Consider the following 17889-nt stretch of genomic DNA (forward strand, 5'->3'; position numbering starts at 1 on the left):
GGGTTACACGTAGGACGCTGGCGTGTGCAGCGATTGAGGAGGCCCGTGAATCTCGTATGGCATCTTAGTATTCCTTACGTTTCTTTCGACAGGTAATCCGTCGCTGGAACGAAGGAATACCTGTGCGTTAGAACAGCCTCGGCGTTCCGACCCAGACCACCACCGACTCGATCTTCGCGGTGTTGGCCCAGCTGTGCGGGACCGTCGACTGATAGTGCGCGCTGTCGCCGGCCTGCAGCACGAACGTCCTGCCTTCCAGCGTCAACGACACTTCCCCTTCGATCACATACAGGAACTCCTCTCCTGCATGCGTCGTTACTTCCGACCGCGTCTGTCCGGGCGGCAGCCGCACGAGAATCGCTTCGAGCTGACGCCCTTCCGTCACGTTCGTGAGCCGCGCGAACAGGTTGGCCGAATCGGCAAACCCGAAGAAGCGCAGCTGCTCGCCGCGGCACACCGACCGTTCCTCGCTCGGCGTTTCGACGAAATACTGCACCGTCACGCCGAGTGCCTGCGCGATGCCGGCCAGCGACGTCAGCGACGGCGACGCGAGCCCGCGTTCGACCTGCGACAGAAACGGTTTCGAAATACCCGCGGCTGTTGCCGTTTCATCGAGCGTGCGTTTCAGTCGCTGGCGCAACGCGCGAATCTTGCTGCCCAGAGCGGCGCCAGCTTCGGCTGGCCGCGTGTTTTCAGTTGGGGGAACCATAACAGGCCGAAAAGGGGTCGTCAAAAAATGTTTGATGGAAAATAACTAAGTTAGATCGATATGGCTTAGTCTTCGGGTTTACGTGCGTCTCAAGCGTTGCGCGCGGTGCGCTAAACACCGTTCGGCCCAGGCCGCAAAACGCGCTATCTTGCCAGACTCGACGCCTTCACAGGCAAGCTGCAAGCGGCTCTCCGGGATATTTCCGAGGCCCTTGACGCAAGCTTACAAAGACATGATGAGACGAATCTTCCTGAAAACTCCTGACACGTCAGGGATTTCCCGGTGTGGCGCGGACCTGACGCGGCGCACCTGTCAACCTTACCAGTCGCGCGCCGGCCGAGGCCTCGCGCCGCCTGTCACGGGAGGCGACTGACCGCGATGCGGGCCAGCCCGCCCGATTTTGCCGCCGCCTTCGCGCTGCCTACCCGGCCGATACGCGCAGGCACCAGATCGACCCTTGGCAGCGCGCGATCCGCGCCGCCCGCTTGAACCGAGATCGACATGCATTCACCTTCACCTGTTTCGCAAACCCGATCGTTTACGACGGTCTTCCTCATCGAGATGTGGGAGCGCTTCGGCTATTACGGCATGGCGGCGCTTCTCGTCCTCTTCATGGTCGACAAGCTCGGCTTCACCGACAGCCATGCGAACCTGACCTGGGGCGCGTTCACCGCGCTCGTCTACGCGTCGCCGTCGATCGGCGGCTGGATCGGCGACAAGGTGCTGGGCGCTCGCCGCACGATGATCATCGGCGCCGCCGTGCTGTGCGCCGGCTATCTGATGCTCGCGGTGCCGAACGACCGGCTCGCCTACATGTACGCGTCGCTCGGCGTGATCGTGGTCGGCAACGGCCTGTTCAAGGCGAACGCCGCGAACCTCGTGCGCCGGATCTATGAAGGCGACGACGCGCGCATCGACAGCGCATTCACGATCTACTACATGGCCGTCAACATCGGCTCGACCGTGTCGATGCTCGCGACGCCGTGGATCAAGGACCACTGGGGCTGGCATACCGCGTTCGCGGTCTGCTGCGGCGGCATGCTGCTCGCGATCCTCAACTTCGTGCTGATGCACCGCACGCTCGCGCACATCGGCTCGCAGCCCGACGACGAGCCGATCCGCTGGAAGCGCCTCGGCGCGGTGGCGGCCGGCGGCGCCGCGCTCGCGCTCGTCACGCTGTACGTGCTGCAGCACAAGCAGCTCGCGGTCGCGAGCGTGTGGGCCGCGGCGTTCGCGATCCTCGCGATCTTCGCGTACATGATCGCGAAGTCGGAGCGCTCGGAGCGCGCAGGCCTGATCGCGGCGCTCGTGCTGATCGGCCAGGTGATCCTGTTCTTCATCTTCTACGTGCAGATGTCGACGTCGCTCACGCTGTTCGCGCTGCGCAACGTCGATCCGCGCTTCATCCTGTTCGGCACGACGCTGTTCACGTGGAGCGCCGCGCAGTTCCAGGCGCTCAACCCGATCTGGATCATGGTGCTGAGCCCGGTGCTCGTGCTCGTCTACAACCAGTTCTCGAAGCACGGCCGCGACTTCCCGGTCGCCGCGAAATACGCGCTCGGCTTCGCCGTGGTCGCGCTGGGCTACCTCGTGTTCACGATCAGCGGCCGCTACGCGGTCGACGGCCGCGTGTCGTCGTGGTTCATGGTGTGGGGCTACGGCCTCTACTCGCTCGGCGAGCTGCTGGTGAGCGGCCTCGGCCTCGCGATGATCGCCCGCTACGTGCCGGCGCGCATGAGCGGCTTCATGATGGGCGCGTACTTCGTCGCGACCGGCGTGTCGCAGTACCTGGGCAGCGTGGTCGCGAACTTCGCGCAGATGCCGTCGCACGACCTGCCGGCCACCGAATCGCTGCCGCTCTACCTGTCGCTGTTCGAGAAGCTCGGCTGGCTCGCCGCGATCGGCATGCTGCTCGCGCTGCTGCTGCTGCCGATGATGAACCGCCTGTCGCGCCAGCATCAGCGCTGCGTCGAAGAGCGCCGCGAAGAGGCCACGTCGGCAACGGCAGCCGTCGCGGCTCAGTGAAATCCCTTGGCGCGCCGCGTGCGCGCCACATTCTCCCGCCGATTCCCCGCGCCCGTCCTACACTGGTTGCAGGGAGCGCTTCCGACGAGACGCGCGACAGGCAGGAGAACATCATGAAAAGCAAGACGACACGGCTCTTGAGGATGCTGTCGGATATCCGGCGCGCACAACGCTGCACCGCGTTGCGCGCCGCGAAGGCGGCCGCCGAAGCCGACGCGGTGCTCGCCGAACGGAACGACGCCGACGACGATCGCGGCGAAGCGGACACCGACGACGCACCGCCCACACCCCGCTCCCGCATCGGCTCACCTCACTAGCGGCCGCTCACGCCCGCCCGCTCCCGCCGTTTACGCGGCCGCCCCGCGCCGCCGCGCCAGCCACGTCCCCGAACTCGCGAGCGCCATCATCAGGCCCAGCGCGCACGCATCCGCGGCCAGTCCGACGCCGATCACATGCGCCGCCGGATGCAGCAGCGAATCGAGCGTCAGCGAGATCGCGGCACCCGCGACGAAGCACATCAGCCCGCGCTGGCCGACCGCGACGACCGGGCGCACCGCCTGCGCGATCCGCGCGACCCAGCCGTAGCGCACGCAATCCGCCATCAGCCACGCGATCGCCGCGAAGTTCACGACGCGCGCGAACGCCAGGTCGCGCTTCATCGTCCCCTCCGGCAGCGGCAGGCCCGAGAACAGCTTGACGCTCGCGCAGGCCAGCACGACCGCGCACGCGACGCCGGTCGCCGCGGCGGCCCACCGCCCGAGCGCGACGCGCCGGTAGACGGGCTGGCAGCGCGCGAGCAAGCCGGCCACGAACACCAGCTGCCACGCGAACGGGTTGAAGCTCCAGTGGAACGTGTCGCTATCCAGCATCTCGGGGCCGAGCCAGCCCGCGGCGAGCCACGACGACACGCTCGCGGCGGCGAGCAGCCACGGTCGCCGCCGCGCCCACGGCACGAGCGCCGGCGCCGCCAGCGCGAACAGCACGTACATCGGCAGCACCGCCGCGAGATACGGCTGGCGCTGGAACGTGAGCAGCTCGGCGAGCCCCGTCAACGGCGTCGCGAGCATCACGCTGACGTCGTCGAGCGCGAGGTTCGGCGCATCGATGCCGTAATGGTCGAGCACCGCGGACACGACGAGCATCAGCGTCGACGTTGCGAGGAACGCGCGATAGATCTGCATCGCCCGGCCCACGAACCGCCGCTGCGCGGCGCGTGCGCCGTGCCGTGCCGCGATCGCGCCATACGCGCTCGCGGTCGCGAAGCCGCCGAGAAACACGAACACCTCGGACACCTCGGACACCTCGGACACCTCGGCGGCGTCGCACAGCGCGAACGCGTGCAGCGTCACGCGCGACAGCACGCTCGCGTCGATGTGATCGACGACGATCATCAGCAGCACGACGCCCCGGAAGAAGTCGACTTCGATCAGGCGGCCGGCGGCGATACGCGGTGGACCGTTCATCGGGCATACGAAGGCATGACGGTCAGGTCAGTCTAGTGGCCGCCCAGGGGAGACCCTAAGTAACAAAGTGCAACCGAATCTTCTATTCGATTACAGGCACGAGACCTGCGGCGCGCCGCGCGGGAGAAGCGGGCGGCGCGGTCAGCGCAACGTCAGCGGGTGGTCAGTTGGCGGTCAGTCCGCAGACAGCGTGCGATCGCCTCGCGCGTCGACGCTGCGGCAGTCACGCCACGTTCAGCGAGCGGGCAAGCGCCGCATCAGCATCGCGCTGTGCCACGCGGTCAGCGCGACCGCGACCCAGATCGGCCCGTAGGTCGCGAGCTTCGCGACCGTGAGCGTCTCGCCGAGCAACAGCAGCGACACCACGACGAGCAGCACCGGCTCGACGTAGCCGAGGATGCCGAACAGCGCCATCGGCAGCATCCGGCTCGCCTTCAGATAGCTCGCCAGCGCGAGCGTGCTGAGCGCGCCGAGCCCCGGCAGCAGCGCCGCCCACAGTGCGGGATGGCCGGCGAGCGACGTCGCGCTCGTCGCGGCCATCACGGCGGCGACCGGGCACAGCAGCGCCACCTCGGCGGCGAACGCGGCCAGCGAATCGGCGTTGATCCGCCGGCGCAGCACGAAATACGGCGGATAGCCGAGCGCGACGACGAGCGTCGGCCACGCGAACGCGCGTGTCGCCCACACCTCGTGCGCGACGCCGAGCGCCGCGCACGCGATCGCCGCCCATTGCAGCGGATCGAGCCGCTCGTGATAGTAGAAGCGGCCGACCAGCACCATCGTCAGCGGCAGCAGGAAGTAGCCGAGCGACACTTCGAGCATCCGCCCGTGCAGCGGCGCCCACAGGAACAGCCACAGCTGCACGCCGAGCAGCGCGGCGCTCGCGGGCAGCGCAACCAGCAGGCGCCGGTCGCGCGCGGCCCGCCCGGCCAGCGCGACCAGCGCCGGCCAGCGGCCGCGCAGCGCGATCAGCGCGAGCGCGCCCGGCGCGGTCCACAGGATCCGCCACGCGAAGATGTCGAGCCCCGTCAGCGGCGCGAGCAGCTTCGCATACGCGGACAACAGCGCGAACATCATCGACGCCGTCACCGACAGCACGAGCCCGCGCCCGGCCTCCGGATACCCCGTCATCGGCCGCTCACTGCTGCTGGAAGCGTTCGTAGCGCTTGTCGGTCTGCCGTTCCTCGAACGTCACCTCGGTCACGCGCGCCGCCGGCGGCCCGTGCCGCAGCCATGCGAGCATCCGGTCGATCTGCGCGCCGGGGCCCTGGAGCATCGCCTCGACGCTGCCGTCTTCAAGGTTCGCGACCCAGCCGCGCAGCTTCAGCGCGTGCGCCTCGCGCACCGTCGCATGACGGAAGCCGACGCCCTGCACGACGCCGCGCACCCGCACGTAGTAGGTTTCAATCCGTTCGTCATGGTCGTCGCGGCTCATCGTCGTCACCTTGCTGTTGCATCCAAGCCCGGCATTGTAGTCGCGCGCGCCGCACCATGTCAGTGCCCGTCTCCCCCGCGCCGAACACGTACAATCTCGCACGATGCACAACCGCCGCGCCGCCCGCGCGCGGCCATGAGGACTCGACTTGCATGACTGATACATCCCGCGATCTCGTTCTGGTCACCGGCGCGTCCGGTTTCGTCGGCTCGGCCGTCGCGCGCATCGCGCAGCAGAAGGGCTACGCGGTGCGCGTGCTCGTGCGCCCGACCAGCCCGCGCACGAACGTCGCGGATCTCGACGCCGAGATCGTCACCGGCGACATGCGCGACGAAGCGTCGATGCGCACCGCGCTGCGCGGCGTGCGCTACCTGCTGCACGTCGCCGCCGACTACCGCCTGTGGGCGCCCGATCCGCTCGAGATCGAGCGCGCGAACCTCGAAGGCGCGGTCGCGACGATGCGCGCGGCGCGCGCCGAGGGCGTCGAGCGGATCGTCTACACGAGCAGCGTCGCGACGCTGAAGGTGACGAGCGCGGGCGACCCGGCCGACGAGAACCGGCCGCTCACGCCCGAGCAGGCGATCGGCGTGTACAAGCGCAGCAAGGTGCTCGCCGAGCGCGCGGTCGAGCGGATGATCGCCGACGAAGGGCTGCCCGCGGTGATCGTCAATCCGTCGACGCCGATCGGCCCGCGCGACGTGAAGCCGACGCCGACCGGCCGCATCATCGTCGAAGCGGCGCTCGGCAAGATTCCCGCGTTCGTCGACACGGGGCTGAACCTCGTGCACGTCGACGACGTCGCGAACGGCCACTTCCTCGCGCTGGAGCACGGCCGCATCGGCGAGCGCTACATCCTCGGCGGCGAGAACCTGCCGCTGCAGCAGATGCTCGCCGACATCGCGCAGATGACCGGCCGCAAGGCGCCGACGCTCGCGCTGCCGCGCTGGCCGCTGTACCCGCTCGCGGTGGGCGCGGAGGCGGTCGCGAAGTTCACGAAGAAGGAGCCGTTCGTCACCGTCGACGGGCTGCGGATGTCGAAGAACAAGATGTATTTCACGTCGGCGAAGGCGGAGCGGGAGCTCGGCTATCGCGCCCGGCCGTACCGCGACGGGCTGCGCGACGCGCTCGACTGGTTCCGCTCGGCGGGCTACCTGAAATAACACAAAGCGGCGCGCATCGTGCCGCTTTGCGCACTTTGTTACACGCCGCACGCGGACCGGCATCGGCGCAGCAGGTAAAATCGCGGGTCTTACGTAGAGAAAGCACGCATGAACCTGAACGATCAGATCGATGCGCTCAATGCCGGCGTCGATCAGCTCCTCCACGATCAACACGCCGCCCAGCAGGCGGCACGCAGCGCCGAAGCATTCGCGCGCGCCGCGGCGGCCGAGGCGCAGGCCGCGGCCGCACGTCACGCCGCCGCGGAAGCGGAAGCCCAGGCCGCCGCGCAGCGCCACACGACGGCCGCCGCCGATGCGCAGGCCGCACAGCAGCGCCACGCGGCCGCCACCGAAGCGGCGGAAGCCGCCGCCGTGCGTCACACCGAGGCCGCCGCGCAGGCCGAGGCCGCCGTGCAGCGCCACGCGGAAGCAACCGCGCTGACCGAAGCGCTCGCGCAACGCCACGCGGATGCCGAAGCCGCTTCGCAGCGCCATGCGGCTGCGATCGCCGAAGCCGAGGCCGCCGCGCAGCGTCACGACGCCGCCGCGACCGAAGCGGAAGCCGCCGCGCAGCGCCATGCCGCCGCCGCCGCGGAGGCCGAAGCCGCCGCGCAGCGCCATGCCGAGGCGACCGCCGAAGCCGAAGCAGCGACGCAGCGTCACGCGGCCGCGATCGCCGAGGCCGAGGCGCTCGCGCGACGTCATACCGAGGCGATCGCGCAAGCCGAAGCCGCCGCGCAACGCCATGCCGAGGCGACCGCGCAGGCCGAAGCCGTCGCGCAGCGCCACACCGAAGCGATCGCGCAGGCCGAAGCCGCCGCCGAGCGGCACGCGAAGGCGGTGGCCGACGCCGAAGCGCTCGTCGAAGCCGTCGTGAAGGACGCCGCGACGGCGGCAGCGACGACAGCGGCAACCGAGCCGGCCGCGCAGCCCGATGCCGGCGAAGCGGTCGGCGAGCCGGCCGCGGCGCCGCGCGCCGATGAAGCGCCGGCTGCCGAGGCCGATGCGGGCACGGCCGTCGTCGCGGCGCCCGCCGCCGAGCCGGCCGCCGATGCAGCAAACCCTCCTGCGGACAAGGCGACGCTGCATGTCGCCCGCCCGTCGCAGAACGAGATCACGCTGACCGTCAACGGCGAATCGATCACGCTGCAGCCGGAACAGCTGAGCCAGTTGATCGAGGAACTCGCGCACGCACGCGCGTCGATGCAGCCGGAACAGCCGGCGGGCATCCCGGCCGGCTGGCGATTCGTGTCGACGAAGAACCCGATGATGGCAGTGCAGAAGCAAGCGAACGGCGACCGCCTGCTGGTCGCGCGCCACACCGGCTTCGGCTGGGTGCCGTTCACGTTCTCGCCGGACGTGGTGATTCAGATGTACATGATGCTCACCCAGCGGTAAGCGGGCGCGGCCGCGCCGAATCACGGCGCGCCAAACGACAAAGCCCGATCGGCTGCACGCCGATCGGGCTTTTTGCTGTGCGACGAACCGGCGACCGGCCGGCGTGCGCGAGCGCCGTTCAGCGCTCCACCGGCGCCTGCACGCGCGCCTTCCACTGCCCGCCCTTGCCGCGCCAGTAGCGCCATGCGGACGCGAACGTCGCGCCGACGTAGAACGCCGCGACGAGCGGCAGCGCGGGCGCCCACCACGGCGAGCGCCGGTAGTAGCGCAGCATCGGCGCATAGGCGGTGCACATCGACGCCCACGCGAGCCAGGCCGGCCATGCGCGCGCGCCGTAGGCCAACGCCGCGACGGGCGGCACGAGGTAGATGATCGTCATGCCGAGCAGCGTGCCGGCCAGCAGCCACGGCGAATAGTGGAGCTGCGTGAACGCGGTGCGCGCGATCATGTTCCAGATGTCGCGCCAGCTGTCGTACGGACGCAGCGACACGCTGCGCTCGGCGAGATCGAGCCGGATCGGATGGCGGCCGCCGCCGCGATGCTTGATCTGCGCGGCGAGGCTGCAGTCGTCGATCAGCGCGTTGCGGATCGACTCGATGCCGCCCGCCTCCTCGAGCGCCGTGCGCTTCACCAGCATGCAGCCGCCGGCGGCGCCGGCCGTCTTGTTGCGCGGATCGTTGATCCACGAGAACGGGTAGAGCTTCGCGAAGAAGAACACGAACGCCGGGATCAGCGCCTTTTCCCAGAACGAATCGCAGCGCAGCCGCACCATCAGCGACACCAGGTCGCGATGCTCGGCCTGCGCACGCGTGACGAGCTGCGCGACGGCGTCCGGCGGATGGCCGATGTCGGCGTCGGTCAGCAGCAGGTAGTCGGCCGGCAGGCCGAGCGCGCCGACCGCCGCGATCCCCTGCGACTGCGCCCACACCTTGCCCGACCAGCCGGCCGGCAGCGGCTTCGCGGCGAGCACGGTCAGGCGGTCGGCGCGGTTGATCGCGAGCGCCGCCGCGCGGGCCGCGTCGGCGGTGCCGTCGTCGCTGTGGTCGTCGACGATGATCAGGTGGAACGCGCCGGGATAGTCCTGCTCGAGCAGCGAGGTCGCCGCGCGGGCGATCACGTCGGCTTCGTTGCGCGCCGGCACGACCGCGACGACGGCCGGCCAGCCGGCCTCGGCCGCCGCGCCGCGCGCGGCGGGCGGCAGCGGCCGCGCCGGCTGCGCGCGCCAGAAGCCGCCGCGCGCGGCGAGCAGGACGATCCAGATCAGCAGCGACAGGCAGGACAGCAGGAACACGATCGCCAGCATCATCGGCGCGCCTCCCGGTGGGCGCCGCCTGCGGCGGAGCCGGACGCGGCAATCAGGGTCGGATTTAAAACGCCGAAGGCGGCGCGTGCGGCCTGCGGCGCCGCAGGGCAATACTCGTAGGAATCGACGGTCATCGAGGGGGGCCTTGAAATGTGCTCGACGTCAGGCAACCGAAAGGAAGCCTGCGAAACCGCCTAGTTTACTGGGTTCCGCGCCGGCGGGCGCCGACACGGCCGTCCCACGCCTGCAACGCGATTGCAACACGTTCGAAACAGCACCAGAGCAAGGACCTGCCGATAGAGTTAAAATGCGCGATTAATTCGGGGTGCCGGGCCCTGGCCTGCCGGGTCGTTCCTGCATTCATAACATCAAGTCGGGACGATCGAGCTGGCATGCCGGCTCCCTCGAACCCCGCGTCTGTCGTCGGAGTTCGCTCAATATGCGAGTCATCCTTGCCCAGCCCCGCGGCTTTTGTGCGGGGGTTGTCCGCGCGATCGAGATCGTCGATCGCGCGCTGCAACAGCACGGCGCGCCGGTTTATGTGCGTCATGAAATCGTCCATAACCGGCACGTTGTCGAAAATCTGCGTAATAAAGGGGCGCGATTCGTTGAGGAACTCGACGAGGTGCCTCATGGCGCTGTCGCGATCTTCAGCGCGCACGGTGTCGCCCAGACGGTCGAGCGCGACGCGGAAACGCGCGGGCTCGACGTGCTCGACGCGACCTGCCCGCTCGTCACGAAAGTGCACGTGCAGGGCCGCCAGTACGTCGCGGCGGGCCGCCGGCTGATCCTGATCGGCCACGCGGGCCATCCGGAAGTCGAAGGCACGATCGGCCAGATCCCGGGCGAGGTCACGCTCGTCCAGAGCGAGGCCGAGGTCGACACGCTGACGCTGCCGGTCGACACGCCGGTCGCGTACGTCACGCAGACGACGCTGTCGGTCGACGACACGCGCGGCATCATCGAGGCGCTGCAACGCCGCTTCACCGACATCGTCGGGCCGGACACGCGCGACATCTGCTACGCGACGCAGAACCGCCAGGCGGCGGTGCGCGAGCTGAGCGCGCAGGTCGACGTGCTGCTCGTCGTCGGCGCGACGAACAGCTCGAACTCGAACCGGCTGCGCGAGATCGGCACCGAAAGCGGCGTGCCGAGCTATCTCGTCGCCGACGGCTCGGAAGTGAAGGCCGAATGGTTCGCCGGCGCGCAGACGGTGGGGCTCACCGCCGGCGCGTCGGCGCCCGAAGAGATGGTCGAGGATGTAATCGGCGCGCTGCGCGCGCTGGGGCCCGTCGAGGTCACGACGATGGCGGGCCGTGAAGAAAAAGTCGAATTCAAGTTGCCGGCGAAGCTCACGCAAGCTGTCGCCCGCGAAGTTTAAGGAGGACAACTCTTGTCTATTCCGCTGCTCCAGCAAGTCCGCGTCGGCGCATACATCATGCGCCAACACCTGTCCGGCAACAAACGCTATCCGCTCGCGCTGATGCTCGAGCCGCTGTTCCGTTGCAACCTCGCCTGTAACGGCTGCGGCAAGATCGACTATCCGGACCCGATCCTGAACCAGCGCCTGTCGGTCGAGGAATGCCTGCAGGCCGTCGACGAGTGTGGCGCGCCCATCGTGTCGATCGCCGGCGGCGAGCCGCTGCTCCACAAGGAGATGCCGGAGATCGTCAAGGGCATCATGAAGCGCAAGAAGTTCGTGTACCTGTGCACGAACGCACTGCTGATGGAAAAGAAGATGGACGACTACCAGCCGAATCCGTACTTCGTCTGGTCGGTCCACCTCGACGGCGACAAGGCCATGCACGATCATTCCGTGTCGCAGGAAGGCGTGTACGACAAGGCGGTCGCGGCGATCAAGGAAGCGAAGCGCCGCGGCTTCCGCGTGAACATCAACTGCACGCTGTTCAACGATGCGGTCCCCGAGCGCGTCGCGAAGTTCTTCGATACGCTGAAGCCGATCGGCGTCGACGGCATCACCGTGTCGCCGGGCTATGCGTACGAGCGCGCGCCGGACCAGCAGCACTTCCTGAACCGCGACAAGACGAAGAACCTGTTCCGCGAAATCCTGAAGCGCGGCGAAGGCGGCAAGCGCTGGTCGTTCAGCCAGTCGTCGCTGTTCCTCGACTTCCTGGCCGGCAACCAGACCTACAAGTGCACGCCGTGGGGCAACCCGGCGCGCACCGTGTTCGGCTGGCAGAAGCCGTGCTATCTGGTCGGCGAAGGTTACGTGAAGACCTTCAAGGAGCTGATGGAAGACACGAACTGGGACAACTACGGCGTCGGCAACTACGAGAAGTGCGCGGACTGCATGGTCCACTGCGGCTTCGAGGCGACCGCCGTGATGGACACGATCGCGCATCCGCTGAAGGCGTTCGCCGTGAGCCGGAAGGGCATCAAGACCGAAGGCGCGTTCGCACCGGACATTCCGATCGACAAGCAGCGTCCGGCCGAGTACGTGTTCTCGCGCCACGTCGAGATCAAGCTCGAGGAAATCCAGCGCGCCGGCAAGGGCAAGCTGCAGAAGCCGGCGAAGCCGGCAACGGCGGCCTGACGAGCGGCTCGCAACGACGCGGGCCCGGCCCGCATCGCCCGCACGACGAGGGCGCCCCGGATTGCTCCGGGGCGCCCTCGTTTTTTGCATGCTCGCGGCGGCGACGCGCCGCTGCGGCACATCACGCTGGCGGCAGCGCCGGCCCGTGCGCCGCGGCGCACGGCGGGCCACTGAATGGCGGTGGGTGCTGAGCGCTCGCCGCACACCGCGCACCGCGCGCGTCAGAACGTGTTCTCGCCCTTCAGGTAGTACGCGGTCTTCACGAAGAACGCCTGCACCGGATGGCCGCTGCGCGCGGCGCTGGCGGCGCGCGCTTCCATCGCCATCTTCTCTTCGCGCGAGCGGTCGGGCACCGGGTTCTTCACGCGTTCGAGCGCGCGCTGCATCGCCTGCGGATAGTTCTGGTTGCCGGCCATCGTTGCCGAAAAGCCAGCGCGCGCCATCTGCTGCAATTGCACGTCGGTCTCGGCACGCGCCGCAGACCACGTCAGCGGCACGACGTTCGGCTGCCACGCGGTGTTGACGGATTGAGCAAAGCTCGCGGCCGGCACCGCGGCAAGCGTGACGGACAGAGCAGCAAGGGAAACGAGGGATCGCATATTGGCCTCCAGATGGTTGCGTACGCATCGATCATCGGTGTCGATGCGGCCCGATAATCGTATTGCGCACGGCCGTGCGCTTGAATAGCCGATTTCGCAATGGACATTTTCGGCGGCGAAATCGAAGCGCGCGCCACGCCGCTTACCGCTGCCGCCCGGCCCTCATTTCCTTAATGCGTTCAATGACATGATCGCGTCTTCGCGGAACTGCGAACCGGCGCGCAGAGCGCTCTTGCAGTTTCCGAAACGATCTATTGCGGTGGAGATTGCCTCCGCCGGTGGGCCGGTGCGGTATGCGGCGGCGCGATGCCGGATGCACCGGCACGCCCGCGCAACGCCTCAGCGAGCGAACGCGCCGCGTCTGATGCGCGACAATCTTCCGGGCCGAATCGGCGCGCGGTGACGATACCCGCGCGTCGAGGTCGCGCGATAATTGCGCACCGGTCGCATCCCGCAACCTCTGCGCGCATTCATTTCCCGAGCACTACCATGGCCATCATCGACCCCGCCGCCATCGACAGCTGGCACGCGCACGTCTACTTCGACGCCGCGAACCGCGACGCCGCGTGGGCGCTGCGCGCCGTCATCGACGAGCGGTTCGGCGCGAGCGTCGAGCTCGGCCGCTTTCATGAACGTCTCGTCGGGCCGCATCCGGCCTGGTCGTACCAGATCGCGTTCGCCGCCGCGCACTTCACCGACATCGTGCCGTGGCTCGTGCTGAATCACGGCAAGCTCGACATCCTGCTACACCCGAACACCGACGACGAACTGCGCGACCATCGCGACAGCGCGGTGTGGATCGGCCACTCGCATTCGCTGAACCTCGAAGCGCTGGCCGGCTGAGCGCGGCGCATCGACGTTTCGGCTCGCGGTGAAACATCCGGCGGCGGCGGATCGGTACAGTCGCGTCGTTATCCACACCTGAAGCAGCCCGCGATGACCGATACCGATACCCACGCGCAGCGCATCCATCACGACTGGCACGCCGCCGTCGTCGCGCGCGACCTCGACGCGCTGATGGCGCTGTATGCGCCCGACGCGATACTCGAAACGCCGCTGATCGTCGTCACGCTGCCCGAGCACGGGTCAGGCGTGCTCCACGGCAAGACGGCGATCGCCGCATTCTTCGCGGCCGGCCTGCGCGATCCGCGAAGCCGGCTTGGACGCTGGTACCGCACGGGCCAGTTCTTTTCGAACGGACGCCAACTGATCTGGGAATATCCGCGCGCCACGCCGGACGGCGATCAGGTCGATCTCGTCGAAGTGATGGACCTGCGCGACGAGCTGATCGCGCATCATCGCGTCTACTGGGGCTGGGCCGGGTTCAACGCGCTGCGCAGCGCGGCGCCGGCGGACGGGCGCGCGTGACGCACGCCGTCCCGGTCGCGCTCACGCGACGTACAACGCAATGCTGACGAACTGGCACAGGCTGCCGGCCAGAACGAACAGGTGCCAGATGCCATGCCCGTGGCGGATGCGCTCGTCGTTGATGAAAAAGTAGATGCCGGCGCTGTAGATGACGCCGCCCGCCACGAGCCACGCGGTGCCCACCGGCGGCAGAGCATGAATCAACGGGCGGATGGCGACGAGCGCAAGCCAGCCCATCAGCACGTACAGCACCATCGACACGGCGCGGGTGCGTCGCCCGAGAGTAAGCTCCTGCACGATGCCGAACGCGGCCAGCCCCCAGCTCACGCCGAACAGCGACCAGCCCCACGGCCCGCGCAACGTGACGAGGGTGAACGGCGTATAGCTGCCGGCAATCAGCAGGTAGATCGCCGAATGGTCGCATTTCTGCAGAATGGCTTTCAGGCGCGGCTTGCGCACGCTGTGGTAAAGCGTCGAGATCGCATAGAGCACGCAGAGCATCGCGCCGTAGACGCTGAAACTCACCACCTTGTAAGCGTCGCCCTGGAGCGCGCCCATCGTCACCAGTGTTGCCAGCCCCGCCATCGATAGCACCGCGCCGACGAGATGGGTAATGCTGTTGAAACGCTCACCGGCATGCACGACGGATTCTCCTGCGCGGATTCATCGGAAAAGGCGGAGCCCTATGATACCGGCCGGCCGCGCGCGCGGCGCCGAACGCGGTCAAACGACGCGGTACGCGCGCGCCGTCCGCACAAAGAAAAAGCGCCGCGAATCGCTTCGCGGCGCTTTCGGATCCGTCCACGGACCGCTACCGGCCGGCTGCGCCGGCCCGGTTCAGCAACACTTCCCTGCCCCGGACCCGTATCGCGCGTTCTGACGTTCGCGGAAAAATTCCTCGTACGTCATCGGCTCGCGGTCCGGATGGGTGTCGCGCATGTGCGCGACGTAGGTGTCGTAGTCGGGCAGGCCGACCATCAGCCGCAACGCCTGCCCCAGGTAGCGGCCCGCGCTGCGCAGATCACTGCCGAGATCGGAGAACATCGCGGCTGCTCCTCAGCGTCCGCTGCCGAGCGCCTGCGCCGCCGGCATCGCCTCGTACGGCGTCTCGCGCACGGTCGGCTTCGCTTCGCTGCGCGCGCGCCGGATCGCGAGCACGCCGTACACCGCGATGCTCACCACGACGAGAATGAACAGCCCCGCGAGCGCGGCGTCGATGTAGTCGTTGACGATGATCCGCTTCATCTGCGCGATCGACTTCGCCGGCGCCAGCACCTTGCCTTCGTCCACGGCCGCCTGCAGCTTCGCGGCATGCGCGAGGAAGCTCACCTTCGGGTTCGCATCGAACACCTTCTGCCAGCCGGCCGTCAGCGTGCAGATCAGCAGCCATACGGTCGGCACGAGCGTGACCCACGCGAAGCGCTCGCGCTTCATCTTGAACAGCACGACGGTGCCGAGCACCAGCGCGATCGCCGCGAGCATCTGGTTCGAGATGCCGAACAGCGGCCACAGCGTGTTGATGCCGCCGAGCGGATCGACCACGCCCTGATACAGGAAGTAGCCCCATGCGGCGACACACAGCGCGGTCGCGATCAGGTTCGCCGGCAGCGATTCGGTGCGCTTGAGCGCCGGGTGGAACGTGCCGAGCAGGTCCTGCAGCATGAAGCGGCCCGCGCGCGTGCCCGCGTCGACGGCCGTCAGGATGAACAGCGCTTCGAACAGGATCGCGAAGTGATACCAGAACGCCATCATCGCCTCGCCGCCGATCACCTGGTGCAGGATGTGCGCCATGCCGACCGCCAGCGTCGGCGCGCCGCCCGCGCGCGCGATGATCGTCGTCTCGCCGACGGCCTTCGCGGTTTGCGTGAGCATGTCCGGCGTCAGCATGAAGCCCCATTGCGTGACGGTGTTCGCGACCGCTTCCGGCGTCGTGCCGAGCACGGCGGCCGGCGCGTTCATCGCGAAGTAGATGCCCGGCTCGATCACGCACGCGGCGACGAGCGCCATGATCGCGACGAACGATTCCATCAGCATCGCGCCGTAGCCGATGAAGCGCGCGTTGGTTTCGTTGTCGAGCAGCTTCGGCGTCGTGCCCGACGAGATCAGCGCGTGGAAGCCCGACACCGCGCCGCACGCGATCGTGATGAACAGGAACGGGAACAGGTTGCCCGACCACACCGGGCCGGTGCCGTCGACGAACTTCGTCAGCGCGGGCATCTTCAGTTCCGGTGCGACGATCAGGATGCCGATTGCGAGACCGACGATCGTGCCGATCTTCAGGAACGTCGACAGGTAGTCGCGCGGGGCAAGCAGCAGCCACACCGGCAGCACCGACGCGACGAAGCCGTAGCCGATCAGGATCCACGTGAGCTGCGTGCCGCTGAACGTGAACCATGCGGCGAGCGTCGGCGAAGCGCTCACGTTCTGGCCGAACGAAATCGCCGCCATCAGCCCGACGAAGCCGATGATCGACACTTCGCCGATGCGGCCCGGACGGATGTAGCGCGTGTAGACGCCCATGAACAGCGCGATCGGAATCGTCGCGGCGACGGTGAACGTGCCCCACGGCGAGTTGGTCAGCGCCTTCACGACGATCAGCGCGAGCACCGCGAGGATGATCACCATGATCAGGAACGCGCCGAACAGCGCGATCACGCCCGGCACGGTGCCGAGCTCCATCTTGACGAGATCGCCGAGCGAGCGGCCGTCGCGGCGCGTCGAGATGAACAGCACGATGAAGTCCTGCACCGCGCCCGCGAACACGACGCCCGCCAGAATCCACAGCATGCCGGGCGTGTAGCCCATCTGCGCGGCGAGCACCGGCCCGACGAGCGGCCCGGCGCCGGCGATCGCGGCGAAGTGATGGCCGAACAGCACGTACTTGTTGGTCGGCACGTAGTCGAGGCCGTCGTTGTGCCGGACGGCCGGCGTCATCCGCAGCCCGTCGAGCTGCATGACCTTGCTGGCGATGAAGCGGCTGTAGAAGCGATACGCGATCAGATACACGCAGACTGCGGCGATCACGATCCAGAGGGCGCTGACCCGCTCGCCGTGCGCGAGCGCGATGGTGCCGAACGCGAACGCGCCCAATAGCGCGACCGCAATCCAGATCAGGGTGCTGGAAGCCCGATTCATGGCGGTTCCTCGTCTCCTATGTGGTTTTAAGTGGATTCGGCGAGAGGTGTGACCGAACCCGCGTGACGTCGATGCGTCGCCGCGCACTGTTGTGCGGCGGTGGTCGGTAGTATTCCGTGCAAGGGGAAGGCGTACAAGCGCACAACTACGTATGCATGGCTACGTAGAATTACGTAGACGCCAGCGGATGCGCGCTGGGCCGACGCGCGCGGCGACATCGCGCGCGCTCGGCCCGGCCCGGCACGTTGCGTACCGGGCGCGGAGGGTTAGTGCTTCTCGTCGACCTTGCGCGGCTTCGGCGGCGACGGCACCTTCGTGTACTGGAATGCCGGCGTGGCCTTCAGCGCGGCCTTCGTCGCGCCCGGCAGATAGATGTTGCCGTTGCGCACGTCGAGCGATGCGATCGGCACCGCGACGTCATGCGCGGCAACGCCGAGGAAGCCGCCGGCCGACACGATTGCCGCCGACACCGAGCCGTCCGGTGCGACGATCAGGTCGCGCACCGTGCCGACCTTCTGGTTCGCGTCGTTGTACACGGTCTTGCCGAGCACGCTTTTCTTCACGCTCCAGCCTTCGAGCAGCGCCTGCGATTGCTCGACGGTGACGCTGAGCGGCTGCGAGCCGGCGATCTGCGCGTGGGCGCTGACGCTGGACGCGAGGACGGTTGCTGCGATGAGGATTTTATAGAACTTCATGCGTATTGCACTCCGGTTCGGTTGTTGTTGATTCCGGGAGCAAAG

General features: G+C 68.1%; 20 protein-coding genes and 1 pseudogene. 8 read left to right on the top strand and 13 right to left on the bottom strand.

The annotated features are described in order from the left end of the window. Positions 1–127: 127 nt before the first annotated feature. The 3 genes and pseudogenes from WJ35_RS28880 to WJ35_RS31705 all read right to left on the bottom strand — a co-directional run bounded on the left by WJ35_RS28880 (position 128) and on the right by WJ35_RS31705 (position 1212). Positions 128–709: a cupin domain-containing protein gene (locus WJ35_RS28880; RefSeq protein ID WP_029226270.1), complete on the bottom strand. Its 582-nt coding sequence runs from the start codon at positions 707–709 to the stop codon at positions 128–130. Further along, positions 693–907 (bottom strand): annotated as a pseudogene (locus WJ35_RS32780) (hypothetical protein). The gene WJ35_RS28880 and the pseudogene WJ35_RS32780 overlap by 17 nt, the downstream one beginning before the upstream one ends. A gap of 158 nt (positions 908–1065) precedes the next feature. Next, on the bottom strand, positions 1066–1212 hold the full coding sequence (locus tag WJ35_RS31705; RefSeq protein WP_155121982.1) for a hypothetical protein: 147 nt from the start codon (positions 1210–1212) through the stop codon (positions 1066–1068). Between WJ35_RS31705 and WJ35_RS28885 the strand changes: the two genes are divergently transcribed. After that, entirely contained in the window at positions 1211–2734 is a 1524-nt protein-coding gene (locus WJ35_RS28885; protein ID WP_060236986.1) for a peptide MFS transporter, read from the top strand. The two genes, WJ35_RS31705 and WJ35_RS28885, sit on opposite strands and share 2 nt — an antisense overlap. A gap of 113 nt (positions 2735–2847) precedes the next feature. Next, positions 2848–3051, top strand: a complete 204-nt coding sequence (locus WJ35_RS28890; RefSeq protein ID WP_042584799.1) for a hypothetical protein — start codon at positions 2848–2850, stop codon at positions 3049–3051. A 30-nt stretch (positions 3052–3081) separates the two neighbouring features. Here WJ35_RS28890 and WJ35_RS28895 read toward each other — a convergent pair whose 3' ends face one another. The 3 genes from WJ35_RS28895 to WJ35_RS28905 form a co-directional block, all read right to left on the bottom strand. Beyond that, positions 3082–4197 (bottom strand): OpgC domain-containing protein, encoded by a 1116-nt coding sequence (locus WJ35_RS28895; protein ID WP_069240557.1) that lies wholly within the window; start codon positions 4195–4197, stop codon positions 3082–3084. A gap of 234 nt (positions 4198–4431) precedes the next feature. Further along, positions 4432–5328 carry an EamA family transporter RarD gene (gene rarD, locus WJ35_RS28900; RefSeq protein WP_060236971.1) on the bottom strand — a complete coding sequence of 299 codons (897 nt, stop codon included), beginning with the start codon at positions 5326–5328 and terminating at the stop codon, positions 4432–4434. A gap of 7 nt (positions 5329–5335) precedes the next feature. Further along, positions 5336–5632: an acylphosphatase gene (locus tag WJ35_RS28905; protein WP_029226273.1), complete on the bottom strand. Its 297-nt coding sequence runs from the start codon at positions 5630–5632 to the stop codon at positions 5336–5338. Positions 5633–5784: 152 nt separating this feature from the next. Between WJ35_RS28905 and hpnA the strand changes: the two genes are divergently transcribed. Beyond that, the gene (gene hpnA / locus WJ35_RS28910; RefSeq protein ID WP_010090176.1) at positions 5785–6792 is read left to right on the top strand and encodes a hopanoid-associated sugar epimerase; all 1008 of its coding nucleotides are present in this window, start codon (positions 5785–5787) and stop codon (positions 6790–6792) included. Positions 6793–6900: 108 nt separating this feature from the next. Beyond that, positions 6901–8190: a phage tail protein gene (locus tag WJ35_RS28915; protein WP_069240558.1), complete on the top strand. Its 1290-nt coding sequence runs from the start codon at positions 6901–6903 to the stop codon at positions 8188–8190. A 118-nt stretch (positions 8191–8308) separates the two neighbouring features. Here WJ35_RS28915 and WJ35_RS28920 read toward each other — a convergent pair whose 3' ends face one another. Then, entirely contained in the window at positions 8309–9496 is a 1188-nt protein-coding gene (locus tag WJ35_RS28920; protein WP_060236967.1) for a glycosyltransferase, read from the bottom strand. Continuing rightward, entirely contained in the window at positions 9493–9627 is a 135-nt protein-coding gene (locus WJ35_RS32560; RefSeq protein WP_257785826.1) for a hypothetical protein, read from the bottom strand. Before WJ35_RS32560 ends, WJ35_RS28920 begins: the two co-directional genes overlap by 4 nt. Positions 9628–9932: 305 nt before the next feature. On the opposite strand from WJ35_RS32560, the gene ispH reads away from it, so the two are divergent. Both ispH and hpnH read left to right on the top strand, forming a co-directional pair. After that, positions 9933–10874, top strand: coding sequence for a 4-hydroxy-3-methylbut-2-enyl diphosphate reductase (gene ispH / locus WJ35_RS28925; protein ID WP_059610580.1), 942 nt, complete (start codon positions 9933–9935; stop codon positions 10872–10874). A gap of 12 nt (positions 10875–10886) precedes the next feature. After that, positions 10887–12047, top strand: a complete 1161-nt coding sequence (hpnH, locus tag WJ35_RS28930; protein WP_069240559.1) for an adenosyl-hopene transferase HpnH — start codon at positions 10887–10889, stop codon at positions 12045–12047. A gap of 221 nt (positions 12048–12268) precedes the next feature. Here hpnH and WJ35_RS28935 read toward each other — a convergent pair whose 3' ends face one another. Next, entirely contained in the window at positions 12269–12646 is a 378-nt protein-coding gene (locus WJ35_RS28935) for a hypothetical protein (RefSeq protein ID WP_011881063.1), read from the bottom strand. A 489-nt stretch (positions 12647–13135) separates the two neighbouring features. On the opposite strand from WJ35_RS28935, the gene WJ35_RS28940 reads away from it, so the two are divergent. Then, positions 13136–13489, top strand: a complete 354-nt coding sequence (locus WJ35_RS28940; RefSeq protein ID WP_069240560.1) for a DOPA 4,5-dioxygenase family protein — start codon at positions 13136–13138, stop codon at positions 13487–13489. Positions 13490–13582: 93 nt separating this feature from the next. Continuing rightward, positions 13583–14014: a nuclear transport factor 2 family protein gene (locus WJ35_RS28945; RefSeq protein ID WP_011881065.1), complete on the top strand. Its 432-nt coding sequence runs from the start codon at positions 13583–13585 to the stop codon at positions 14012–14014. A 21-nt stretch (positions 14015–14035) separates the two neighbouring features. Here WJ35_RS28945 and trhA read toward each other — a convergent pair whose 3' ends face one another. The 4 genes from trhA to WJ35_RS28965 form a co-directional block, all read right to left on the bottom strand. Next, the gene (trhA, locus tag WJ35_RS28950) at positions 14036–14656 is read right to left on the bottom strand and encodes a PAQR family membrane homeostasis protein TrhA (RefSeq protein WP_010095787.1); all 621 of its coding nucleotides are present in this window, start codon (positions 14654–14656) and stop codon (positions 14036–14038) included. A gap of 195 nt (positions 14657–14851) precedes the next feature. Further along, positions 14852–15058 (bottom strand): YbdD/YjiX family protein, encoded by a 207-nt coding sequence (locus tag WJ35_RS28955; RefSeq protein WP_006766647.1) that lies wholly within the window; start codon positions 15056–15058, stop codon positions 14852–14854. A gap of 12 nt (positions 15059–15070) precedes the next feature. Then, complete coding sequence (locus tag WJ35_RS28960) at positions 15071–17149, bottom strand: carbon starvation CstA family protein (protein ID WP_059998590.1); 2079 nt, start codon at positions 17147–17149, stop codon at positions 15071–15073. Positions 17150–17415: 266 nt separating this feature from the next. Beyond that, positions 17416–17844, bottom strand: a complete 429-nt coding sequence (locus WJ35_RS28965; protein ID WP_069240561.1) for a PRC-barrel domain-containing protein — start codon at positions 17842–17844, stop codon at positions 17416–17418. Positions 17845–17889: the final 45 nt, after the last annotated feature.

This window comes from Burkholderia ubonensis (genome assembly GCF_001718695.1).
GTDB lineage: Bacteria > Pseudomonadota > Gammaproteobacteria > Burkholderiales > Burkholderiaceae > Burkholderia > Burkholderia ubonensis_B.

Bases quoted from the DNA above. Each gene is read 5' to 3' on its own strand.
- WJ35_RS28905 (WP_029226273.1), bottom strand. From the start codon at position 5,632: ATGAGCCGCGACGACCATGACGAACGGATTGAAACCTACTACGTGCGG.
- WJ35_RS32560 (WP_257785826.1), bottom strand. From the start codon at position 9,627: ATGACCGTCGATTCCTACGAGTATTGCCCTGCGGCGCCGCAGGCCGCA.
- WJ35_RS28920 (WP_060236967.1), bottom strand. From the start codon at position 9,496: ATGATGCTGGCGATCGTGTTCCTGCTGTCCTGCCTGTCGCTGCTGATC.
- WJ35_RS28945 (WP_011881065.1), top strand. From the start codon at position 13,583: ATGACCGATACCGATACCCACGCGCAGCGCATCCATCACGACTGGCAC.
- WJ35_RS31705 (WP_155121982.1), bottom strand. From the start codon at position 1,212: ATGTCGATCTCGGTTCAAGCGGGCGGCGCGGATCGCGCGCTGCCAAGG.
- WJ35_RS28965 (WP_069240561.1), bottom strand. From the start codon at position 17,844: ATGAAGTTCTATAAAATCCTCATCGCAGCAACCGTCCTCGCGTCCAGC.
- WJ35_RS28960 (WP_059998590.1), bottom strand. From the start codon at position 17,149: ATGAATCGGGCTTCCAGCACCCTGATCTGGATTGCGGTCGCGCTATTG.
- WJ35_RS28895 (WP_069240557.1), bottom strand. From the start codon at position 4,197: ATGAACGGTCCACCGCGTATCGCCGCCGGCCGCCTGATCGAAGTCGAC.
- WJ35_RS28885 (WP_060236986.1), top strand. From the start codon at position 1,211: ATGCATTCACCTTCACCTGTTTCGCAAACCCGATCGTTTACGACGGTC.
- WJ35_RS28880 (WP_029226270.1), bottom strand. From the start codon at position 709: ATGGTTCCCCCAACTGAAAACACGCGGCCAGCCGAAGCTGGCGCCGCT.
- WJ35_RS28915 (WP_069240558.1), top strand. From the start codon at position 6,901: ATGAACCTGAACGATCAGATCGATGCGCTCAATGCCGGCGTCGATCAG.
- hpnA (WP_010090176.1), top strand. From the start codon at position 5,785: ATGACTGATACATCCCGCGATCTCGTTCTGGTCACCGGCGCGTCCGGT.
- WJ35_RS28935 (WP_011881063.1), bottom strand. From the start codon at position 12,646: ATGCGATCCCTCGTTTCCCTTGCTGCTCTGTCCGTCACGCTTGCCGCG.
- WJ35_RS28890 (WP_042584799.1), top strand. From the start codon at position 2,848: ATGAAAAGCAAGACGACACGGCTCTTGAGGATGCTGTCGGATATCCGG.
- WJ35_RS28955 (WP_006766647.1), bottom strand. From the start codon at position 15,058: ATGTTCTCCGATCTCGGCAGTGATCTGCGCAGCGCGGGCCGCTACCTG.
- ispH (WP_059610580.1), top strand. From the start codon at position 9,933: ATGCGAGTCATCCTTGCCCAGCCCCGCGGCTTTTGTGCGGGGGTTGTC.
- WJ35_RS28940 (WP_069240560.1), top strand. From the start codon at position 13,136: ATGGCCATCATCGACCCCGCCGCCATCGACAGCTGGCACGCGCACGTC.
- rarD (WP_060236971.1), bottom strand. From the start codon at position 5,328: ATGACGGGGTATCCGGAGGCCGGGCGCGGGCTCGTGCTGTCGGTGACG.